The organism is Mizugakiibacter sp., assembly GCF_039680435.1.
Taxonomy (GTDB): Bacteria; Pseudomonadota; Gammaproteobacteria; order Xanthomonadales; family Rhodanobacteraceae; genus Mizugakiibacter.
The window spans coordinates 1-9,222 of sequence record NZ_JBDKSX010000069.1; the positions used below are offsets into that span (position 1 = coordinate 1).

At 73.0% G+C, this 9,222-nt stretch carries 10 protein-coding genes and 1 tRNA gene; 8 read left to right on the forward strand and 3 right to left on the reverse strand.

From position 1 onward, the window contains the following. The coding region (locus ABFC67_RS07310) for a Zn-binding domain-containing protein (RefSeq protein WP_346737337.1) at positions 1-933 on the forward strand (933 nt) is incomplete at its 5' end. A 50-nt stretch (positions 934-983) separates the two neighbouring features. After that, a complete protein-coding gene (locus tag ABFC67_RS07315; protein WP_346737345.1) occupies positions 984-1,760 on the forward strand; it encodes a ribonuclease H-like domain-containing protein in 777 nt (258 codons plus the stop codon). A gap of 48 nt (positions 1,761-1,808) precedes the next feature. Here the strand turns inward: ABFC67_RS07315 and ABFC67_RS07320 are convergent. Next, a tRNA-Arg gene (locus tag ABFC67_RS07320) sits at positions 1,809-1,885 on the reverse strand. Between the two features lie 300 nt (positions 1,886-2,185). Here ABFC67_RS07320 and ABFC67_RS07325 point away from each other — a divergent pair. Both ABFC67_RS07325 and ABFC67_RS07330 read left to right on the forward strand, forming a co-directional pair. After that, positions 2,186-2,983 (forward strand): hypothetical protein, encoded by a 798-nt coding sequence (locus ABFC67_RS07325; RefSeq protein WP_346737338.1) that lies wholly within the window; start codon positions 2,186-2,188, stop codon positions 2,981-2,983. Between the two features lie 198 nt (positions 2,984-3,181). Then, positions 3,182-3,673 (forward strand): c-type cytochrome, encoded by a 492-nt coding sequence (locus ABFC67_RS07330; RefSeq protein ID WP_346737346.1) that lies wholly within the window; start codon positions 3,182-3,184, stop codon positions 3,671-3,673. 117 nt (positions 3,674-3,790) lie between these two features. On the opposite strand, the gene ABFC67_RS07335 is transcribed toward ABFC67_RS07330, so the two are convergent. After that, on the reverse strand, positions 3,791-4,396 hold the full coding sequence (locus ABFC67_RS07335; RefSeq protein WP_346737339.1) for an ACP phosphodiesterase: 606 nt from the start codon (positions 4,394-4,396) through the stop codon (positions 3,791-3,793). A gap of 60 nt (positions 4,397-4,456) precedes the next feature. Between ABFC67_RS07335 and ABFC67_RS07340 the strand changes: the two genes are divergently transcribed. After that, entirely contained in the window at positions 4,457-5,140 is a 684-nt protein-coding gene (locus ABFC67_RS07340; RefSeq protein WP_346737340.1) for an alpha/beta family hydrolase, read from the forward strand. Continuing rightward, positions 5,137-6,249: a cell division protein ZapE gene (gene zapE, locus ABFC67_RS07345; RefSeq protein WP_346737341.1), complete on the forward strand. Its 1,113-nt coding sequence runs from the start codon at positions 5,137-5,139 to the stop codon at positions 6,247-6,249. Before ABFC67_RS07340 ends, zapE begins: the two co-directional genes overlap by 4 nt. Before the next feature lie 48 nt (positions 6,250-6,297). On the opposite strand, the gene ABFC67_RS07350 is transcribed toward zapE, so the two are convergent. Further along, positions 6,298-6,726 carry a hemerythrin domain-containing protein gene (locus ABFC67_RS07350; RefSeq protein WP_346737342.1) on the reverse strand — a complete coding sequence of 143 codons (429 nt, stop codon included), beginning with the start codon at positions 6,724-6,726 and terminating at the stop codon, positions 6,298-6,300. A gap of 286 nt (positions 6,727-7,012) precedes the next feature. Between ABFC67_RS07350 and ABFC67_RS07355 the strand changes: the two genes are divergently transcribed. Together ABFC67_RS07355 and ABFC67_RS07360 are read left to right on the forward strand one after the other, a co-directional pair. Further along, complete coding sequence (locus tag ABFC67_RS07355) at positions 7,013-7,411, forward strand: hemerythrin domain-containing protein (protein WP_346737343.1); 399 nt, start codon at positions 7,013-7,015, stop codon at positions 7,409-7,411. An 82-nt stretch (positions 7,412-7,493) separates the two neighbouring features. Then, positions 7,494-8,816 carry an amidohydrolase gene (locus tag ABFC67_RS07360; RefSeq protein WP_346737344.1) on the forward strand — a complete coding sequence of 441 codons (1,323 nt, stop codon included), beginning with the start codon at positions 7,494-7,496 and terminating at the stop codon, positions 8,814-8,816. Positions 8,817-9,222: the final 406 nt, after the last annotated feature.

Consider the following 9,222-nt stretch of genomic DNA (forward strand, 5'->3'; position numbering starts at 1 on the left):
TGGGAATGGATCGCCGACAGCTATCCGGCCAACGCGGTCGGCCTGCGCTCGGTGGGCGAGGGCAACTTCGTCGTCGTCGACCGCACCGAGGGCCGGCAGACCATCATCGCCGAGGTCGACTACGCCGCCGCCGCGCTGACGCTGTACGAGGGCGCGATCCACATGGTGCAGTCGACGCCCTACCAGGTGGAGCGGCTCGACTGGGACGGGCGCAAGGCCTACGTCACCCGCACCCACGTCGACTACTACACCGACGCCATCGACTACACCAAGCTGAAGGTGCTGGAGCGCTTCGACGGCGCCAACGCCGGCCGCGGCACCGCGCACCACGGCGAGGTGCACGTGGTGCGCCGCGTCGCCGGCTACAAGAAGATCCGCTACTACAGCCACGAGAACATCGGCTACGGCCCGGTCAACCTGCCGGACCAGGAGCTGCACACCACCGCGGTGTGGTGGCAGCTGCCGCAGCCGCTGCTGGAAGCTTCGTTCGCCTCGCGGCAGGACGCGCTGGACGGTTTCCTCGGCGCCGCGCACGCGCTGCACATCGTCGCCACGGTTGCCGCGATGGCCGAGGGCCGCGACCTGCAGAAGGCGGTCGGCAGCGGCGACGGCGCCTGGTTCTCCACCGCCGACGGCCGTGGCCGCGGCCAGTGGCGCGCCGGCGACGGCGGCGTGGCCGATCCGGCCGCGGCGTCGGAATTCGTGCCGACGGTCTATCTGTACGACAACTTCCCCGGTGGCGTCGGCCTGAGCGAGCCGCTGTATCTGCGTCGCGCCGAGCTGATGGAGAAAGCGCGCGGGCTGGTCGCCGCCTGCGACTGCACGGCCGGCTGCCCGGCCTGCGTCGGCCCGATCCTCGCCGCCGACGAGCAGGCCGAGCGCACGCCGAAGGCGCTGGCCGCTCGCGTGCTGGCGCTGCTGGCGGACGCGTGAGCGCGCTGGCCGAGCAGCTGCGCCGGCTGCAGGCACAGGCCGGCCGCACGCTGTCGCCATCGCCGCGGCCGCGCGCCGCCGCCGGCGAGATCGATGCGCTGCGCCGCCTGCTGGGTTTGCGCGAGCGCGCGGCGCGTCCGGCGTCGCATCGCGCCGAAGTCGACCGCGCGCTGCCCGGCGAGGAGATCGCGCCCGGCCTGCGCCTGCTCGAGGCGCGCGCGCCGTGGCCCGCGCTGCCCGAGGTCGTGCATCTCGCCGCCTCGCCCGCGCAGCCGCTCGCGCGCGAACGCCTGCTCGCCTTCGACACCGAGACCACTGGCCTCGCCGGCGGCACCGGCACGCGCGCCTTCATGATCGGCGCGGCCGACTGGCACGACGGCGCGCTGCGCCTGCGCCAGCTCTACATCACCTGCCTCGGCGCGGAAGGGGCGATGCTGCGCGCGTTCGCCGACTGGCTGCGCGAGGACACCGCGCTGGTCAGCTACAACGGCCGCTGCTACGACGCACCGCTACTGGCCACGCGCTATCGCCTGGCGCGCCTGGCCAATCCGCTGGCCGGCCTCGTGCACGTCGACCTGCTGCACGCGGTAAGGCGCCGCTACCGCGGCCTCTGGCCGAACTGCCGCCTGCTGACCGCCGAGCGCATGCTGCTGGACGTGCTGCGCGAGGACGACCTGCCGGGTGCCGAGGCGCCGCAGGCGTGGCTGACCTATCTGCGCGGCGGTGCGGCGACCAACCTGCGCCGCGTCGCCGATCACAACGCCCAGGACCTGCGCAGCCTGGCCGGCCTGCTGGCGCATCTCGCGCATCTCGAGGCAAACGGCTGAGGGCGCGCCGACGCGCAGCGCGCGAAGCGGCAGGACATCGGAGGGAAGTGGCGCGCCCGGCGGGATTCGAACCCACGACCTCTGCCTTCGGAGGGCAGCACTCTATCCAGCTGAGCTACGGGCGCGTCTTCGGGATTGTCGCATGAACCTTCCGTGGTGCGGCATCCGCTCGGCTTCCTGCCTCGCCCTCGCGTCGGGCAGCCGAGTCCGCCGGACTCGGCAAAGCGCCCGCCGCTCGACCAGCCGAGCCGCGGGCGCGTCTTCGGGATTGTCGCATGGAATCGCCGCTGCGCCGATCCCGCCGCTGGGCTGTATGCGGACGGTTGTGGCATCGTGGCGGGTGCGACCGTGCGGCGGTGGACCCGCCGGCATGTCGGCGCGACACCGCCGCGCGGCGCGTGCCCAACGATCAAGGAGATCAACGCGTGAACAAAAGGACATTAATCGCGGCCGCGCTGGCCGCCGGCCTTGCCGCCGCGGGTGCGGCCCAGGCCGCCGTTTCGGTCGACGCCGGCGTGGAGCAGTTCGACTGGTACGAGTACTTCTCGCCGCCGCCGAACGTGCACGAGCACGGCCCGGTCGGATTCCTCGGCGCGGCGTGGACGCAGCAGAAGGACGCCGGCCTGCTGTTCGCGGCCTCGGCGAAGGCGTACGACGGCAAGATCACCTACGACGGCGGCGTCCAGGACGGCTTCGGCAACAACACGCCGTTCAGCACCAAGACGCGCTATCGCGGCTGGCAGGCCGAGGGCGACGCGCTGTACCGCACGCTGTGGAGCGGCTGGACGACGGACTGGTTCGCCGGCCTCGGCGTCAACCAGTGGTCGCGGCGCATCCGCAACGACAGCCTGCCCGGCGGCGAGCAGATCGAGGACTGGCGCTACTACTACCTGCGCACCGGCCTGCAGATCCGGCAGGAGGGCGGCCTGCGCTGGCACGGCGGGATCGCCCTGACCTTCCCGGTGCAGACCCACGAGGACGCGCACCTGACCGATTTCGGCGCGGACAGCAATCCGGAACTGCACCCGGGTAAGTCGATCGGCGGCGACCTCGAGGTCGGCTACCGCTTCAATCCGCACTGGGACCTGACCGGCTACTACACGATCCAGGACTTCGGGCGCTCGAGCGAGCAGTTGGTCGACGCCGGCGGACTGCAGTTCGTCGTCAGCCAGCCGCGTTCGCGCATGCAGAGCCTGGGCGTGCGGGTGAGCTACACGTTCTGAACGGTGTCGCGGGGCCGGCCGTGCCGGCCCCGCTTGCCGCGCCGCCGGTACGCCGACTACCGCCTGCACGGGAGGATCGGCTAAACTGCGCCCTTTTCGTGCTGGGCCGGCAGCCTTCCGGCCGAACGAGGCAGGGGTGATTCCGTGAGCGGTCCCATCAGCAAATCCGACCAGACCTTCCTCCGCCATTTCTTCGCCATGATCTCCGGGCTGGTGCTGCTGGCGCTGTGCCTGATCGGGCTGGCCATGTTCATCTACAGCCGGCAAACGATCAGCCCGAGTGCGACCCTTGAGTCGGCCGCCGATGCGGCGGCGGGCACGCGCATCGCGCCGGTCGGCGCGGTGTACGCCGGCGACACCGGCCGCGCCGCCATGCAGGCGGCGAAGGAAAGCGCCGACAAGGCCGCCGCCGCGCAGGTCGCCTATGGCGGCAGCACCGACGGCAAGACCGTCTACGACAACCTCTGCCACAGTTGCCACACCGCCGGCGTGGCCGGCGCGCCGAAGCTGGGCGACAAGGCGATGTGGAGCGCGCGCATCGCGCAGGGCCTCGACACCCTGGTCAAGCACGCCACCGACGGCTACCACGGCCCGGACGGCAACTTCATGCCGCCCAAGGGCGGCAACCCCGCGCTGAGCGGCGAGCAGGTCGCCAACACGGTCAAGTGGATGGTCGACCAGGTGAAGTGACGCGCGTTTGCGCGATGCGCAGCAGCGCATCGCGTGTGCGTCGCTTCGGCCGGTCATGGATGGCCGGCGACGGCCGCTTCGGGGACGAAGCCCTGTCGAGATGAGGCAGCACCGCGCCTAGTCCGCGCCCTCGAGCGCGCGCAGCCGCACCCGCTCTTCCGCCGCGAACGCGCTGAGCTGCGGGAAGAACGCCTCGAAATCCGCCGCCAGCCGCCCGGCCTGCGCGTCCAGCGCGGGCCCCGATTCCGCCAGCGGGTTGGCGCGGCTGAGCCGGTGCGACAGCCCGGCGAACACGTCGTCCAGCGTGGCGCGCTCGCGGTAGGCCGCGGGCAGCGCGTGCGCGCGCATGTAGGCGACGAAGCGGCGCAGCGCCGGCGGCTGCAGCGCGGCGTGCGCGTCCAGTACCGCGTGCAGCCACTGCGCGTAGGCGTCCAGCGGGCGGTCCGCCCAGCGCGCGAAATCCCCGGCGAGGCAGTGGTCGAACCACACGTCGAGCAGGATGCCGGCGTAGCGCCGCCACGGCGGCGCGAAGCGCGCGCGGCCGGCGACGACGATCGGATGCGCGTCGGTCCAGGCGTCGACCGCGCGGTGCAGGCGGATGCCGGCGCGCAGCGCGGGCGGCAGCGCGGGATCGGGCGCGCCGCGCACGAAGTCGCCGAGCAGGCTGCCGAACACCAGGGCGGGGTCGTCGCCGGCGAGCAGGGCGTGGGCGAGATGGTTCATGGCGGGTCCGCGCGGCGGCCGCGGTTCTGTCGGGCCGGCGTGGGCGGGTATCATGCGCGCATGACCGTGTCCCTGTCTCCCGCGCCCGCGACGTTTCCGGGCGAGGCGTCCGAATTCGCGCTCGCCGGGCCGGCCGGCCGGATCGAAGTGGCCGCCGACGTGCCCGCCGCCGACGCGCGCGCCGGCGTGGCGGTGATCTGCCACCCGCATCCGGTGCACGGCGGCAGCATGCGCAACAAGGTGGTGACGATGCTCGAGCGCGCGCTGCGCGAGTGCGGGCTGGCCGCCGTGCGCTTCAATTTCCGTGGCGTCGGCGCATCCGACGGCGCCTACGACGAGGGCCGCGGCGAGGGCGAGGACCTGGCCGCGGTGGCCGCGTGGGTGCGCGCCGTGCGCCCCGGCGACGCGCTGTGGCTGGGCGGTTTCTCGTTCGGCAGCTACGTGGCGCTGGCCAACGCGCGCCGGCTCGGCGTTGACGCGCTGATCACGGTCGCGCCGCCGGTCGGGCGCTGGCCGTTCGACGCCATCGCGCTGCCGGACTGCCCGTGGCTGGTCGTGCAGGGCGAGGACGACGAGCTGGTCGATCCGCAGGCGGTATTCGCCTGGACCGCGCAACTGGCGTCGCCGCCGACGCTGGTGCGCATGCCCGAGACCGGCCACTTCTTCCACCGCCGCCTGATCGACCTGCGCGGCGCGGTGAAGAACGGCGTGCGCGCCTGGCTGCCGCCCCTGCGCGACGCATGAGCACGAACGCGGCGGCCTTCGGCGCCGACCTGCCCGGCGCGCGCTACCGCGCCGGCGTCGCCGCGCGGCGCTGGGAGGACGACCCCGCGCAGCACGCCGCGCTGGCCGAACTCGACCGCCTGCACGCGGCGCTGGCGGCGCCGGCGGGCGCGCTGGCGCGCCTGCGCGGCGCGCTCGGCGCGCGCGCGCCGACGCCGCCGGGGCTGTACCTGTGGGGCAGCGTCGGCCGCGGCAAGACCTTCCTCACCGACCTGTTCTTCGAGGGCCTGCCGGAGCCGCGCAAGCTGCGCCGCCACTTCCATCGCTTCATGGCCGAGGTGCACGCCGCGCTGCGCGCGCTCGACCACCGCGAGGATCCGCTGCGCGAGGTCGCCGCGCAGATCGCCGGGCGCGCGCGCGTGCTCTGCCTCGACGAGTTCCTGGTCGCCGACATCGGCGACGCGATGATCCTGGCCAACCTGCTGAAGCACCTGTTCGCGCACGGCGTGGCGCTGGTGACCACCTCCAACACGCCGCCGGCGCGGCTGTACCGGGACGGCCTGCAGCGCGCCAGCTTCCTGCCGGCGATCGCGCTGCTGGAGCGGCACTGCCGCGTGGTCGAGCTGGTGTCCGCGCACGACTGGCGGCTGCGCGCGCTGACCCGCGCGCCGGTTTACCGCACGCCGGCCGGCGCCGAGGCCGAGCGCGCGCTGGCCGCGATCTTCGAGCGCGTGGCGCGCGGCGCGGCCGAGGAGGGCGGCAGCGTGGTGGTCAACGAGCGCGCGATCGCGCTGCGCCGCCGCGCCGGCCAGGTCGCCTGGTTCGACTTCGCCGCATTGTGCGAGGGGCCGCGCGCGGTCGCCGACTACATCGAGCTGGCGCGCGGCTACGCCACCGTGCTGGTGTCCAACGTGCCGCAGTTCACGCCGGAGATGGAGGACGAGGCGAAGCGCTTCATCCACCTGGTCGACGAGTTCTACGACCGCCGCGTCAAGCTGGTGCTGTCGGCGGCGGCGCCGATCGTCGAGCTGTACGACGGCGCGCGCCTGCGCGCCGAGTTCGCGCGCACCGAATCGCGCCTGATCGAGATGCAGAGCGAGGCCTACCTCGCGCTGGAGCATCAAGGCTAGCGCGCGCCCCGGGCGGGCGTGGGCGCGGAGCGGGATCGCCGCGCCGCGTCAGGCGGGCAGCCCGATCGGCATGTCCGGAGGCGCGTCATCGCCGTCGACCGTCGCGCTGTACGCGGCGAACAGGCGCATCTCCTCGCGATCCATGCGCTGGACGATCAGCCGGCAGATCGTGTCGAAGCCGTCAGCGTAGGCCTGCAGGTCGCCGCCCTCGGCGCAGGCGTCGAAGAACGCCGTGGCCTGGCGCGAGGTTTCGCGGATCTCGCCGTAGTACGCATCGGCCAGCGCGCCGACCTCCGCTTCGCGCGCCAGCGCGGAATAGAACTCCAGATCCTCCTCGTGCACGTGGTTGAGGATCGTGGTGCGCGCCAGGCGCAGCAGGGTTTGGCCGTCCGGCGTGTCGATCGCCGTCGCGCCCAGCGCCTGCAACAGCGCGCGGATGGCGCGGTGCTGGCGGTGCATGACGTCGAGTTTCAGCATGACGGTCTCGGAGCGGGGCGCTGCATGTCCGTCGCGGCGGTGGGAGAGATGGCTTCACGCCATCGACGGACATTTGCCGACTCGAGCACAGCTATACGCCGCGGTCGCGCGCGCGTAAACGCGACCAACGTATAGGCCGCGGTCGTCACGAATTGTTTCCCTTGCACTGGACACGCGCGGAAGAGTGGGTGTGCGCACGCGCGGCGTCGCACGGCTGACCCGAGTCAGGGCCGCCGGCGGCTTCGGCGCCTACGCTGGGCGCCCCTTCCCCCCGAGGAGTTTCCCCGTGAGTCTGACCGCCACCCTGCGGCACCAGCACGCCGAGATGCGCGCCCTGCTCGAGGACGTGCGCCGCCACGGCATTGCCAGCGCCGAAGGCCGCCAGCGCCTCGCCAAGGCGCGCGACCTGATCGTCGACCACCTGCGCCGCGAGGATGCCGAGCTGTATCCGGCCCTGCGCAGCAGCGTCGCCACGCAGGCGATCGCCAACACCTATGCCGACGAGATGCAGGAACTGTCGCGCGAGATCGTCGCGTTCTTCGACGCCTACCGGAACGGCGGCGACGACCTCGCCTTCGCGCGCGGTTTCGGCCGCCTGCTCGGCACGCTCAACCAGCGCTGGACGCGCGAGGAAGTGCGCCTGTATCCCGCCTACGAGACGCACTGCGCGTCGAACGCGGCCTGATCGCGGCGGCTCCGGCCGCCGCGCGGGGCATCGCGGCGCGGATCGCGCTAGCATCGACCGGCCTTCCGCCGGAGAAACCGCCATGCGCGCATCCGCGCTCGCCTTCGTCGTTGCCTCGATGTTCGCCGCCGCCGGCGCGAGTGCCGCCGGCGCGGCCGATCCGGCCGCCGCGCTGACCCGGCAGGAGCTGCCGCAAGTCACCGCCTGGCGGCGCGACATCCACCAGCATCCCGAGCTGAGCAACCGCGAGACGCGCACCGCCGCGCTGGTGGCCAAGCAGCTGAAGGCGCTCGGCCTCGAGGTGCATACCGGCATCGCGCACACCGGCGTGATCGGCATCCTCCGCGGCGGCAAGCCGGGGCCGAAGCTGGCGCTGCGTGCCGACATGGACGCGCTGCCGGTCACCGAGGAGGTGGACCTGCCGTTCGCCTCGAAGGCGAAGGGCGAATACCGCGGCAAGCCCGTCGGCGTGATGCACGCCTGCGGCCACGACGCGCACACCGCGATGCTGCTCGGCATCGCCAGCGCGCTGGCCGGCATGAAGAAGGATTTGCCGGGCGAGGTGATGTTCGTGTTCCAGCCGGCCGAGGAAGGCGCGCCCGCCGGCGAGCAGGGCGGCGCCTCGCTGATGCTGGACGAGGGCCTGTTCGGCAAGCTCGGCTTCAAGCCGGACGCGATGTTCGGCATGCACGTGGTCAGCTCGCTGAACGTCGGCGAGGTGGCGGTGCGGCCCGGTCCGGCGATGGCCGGCTCCGACTGGTTCCGCATGGTCGTGCACGGCCGCCAGACGCACGGCGCGATGCCGTGGAACGGCGTCGACCCGATCGTCACCGCCGCCGAGATCGTCACCTCGGCGCAGACCATCGTCAGCCGCAAGCTCGACATCAGCACGCTGCCCGCGGTACTCAGCTTCGGCATCTTCGAGGGCGGCGCGCGCTACAACATCGTGCCCGACCAGGTCGAGCTGCAGGGCACCATCCGCACCTTCGACGACGGCATGCGCCGGCAGGTGTTCGACAACCTCAAGGGCATCGCCGAGCACGTCGCCGCCGCCAACGGCGCCACGGTGGAGGCGCAGATCCCGGTCGGCGACAGCAACCCCGTGCTGGTCAACGATCCGGCGCTGGAAGCGAAGGTGAAGGCCAGCCTAGTCGAGGCGCTCGGCGCCGCGCACGTGCACGCGGCGAAGCCGTGGATGGCGTCGGAGGATTTCGCCTACTTCGCCAAGGCGGTGCCCAGCGTGTACTTCTTCGTCGGCGCGACGCCCGCCGGGCAGGATCCGGCCACCGCGCCGGCCAACCACTCGCCGAAGTTCTTCCTCGACGAGGGCGCGCTCGGGGTCGGCATGCACGCGATGCTGCAGGCCGCGCTGGACTTCCTGCACGGCGCGCCGGCCGGCGCCTGAACGCCGCGCCGCGCTCAAGCCGGGCGCGCGTCGGCCGATACAGAGGGCGAAGGCGGGGGAAAGCGATCCTCCGCCGCGCTGGCCACGCGCCTAGCTGCGGCAGATGGCCGGCGCACCGATCCGGGAGATGCCGCGCCTTCGCGACGCCTGCGCCCATGCCGATCGCCGCCGCCAACGCCCCGCCCCCCGCGCGCGGCATCCCCGAATTCCGCGCGCGATGCCGGCCCGGACCTGCGCCGCGCGCGCCCGCCGCGGGAGCACACGTGCGATGAACGCCCGACTGCTGTCGCCCATCGCCGCACCGGAGCCGGCCCGCCTGCTCGACACGCTGGCCGAGATCACCCACAAGCGCGACCTGGAAGCGCTCGACCGCAGCCTGCTGGTATCGCTGGCGGAGCTGGTGCCG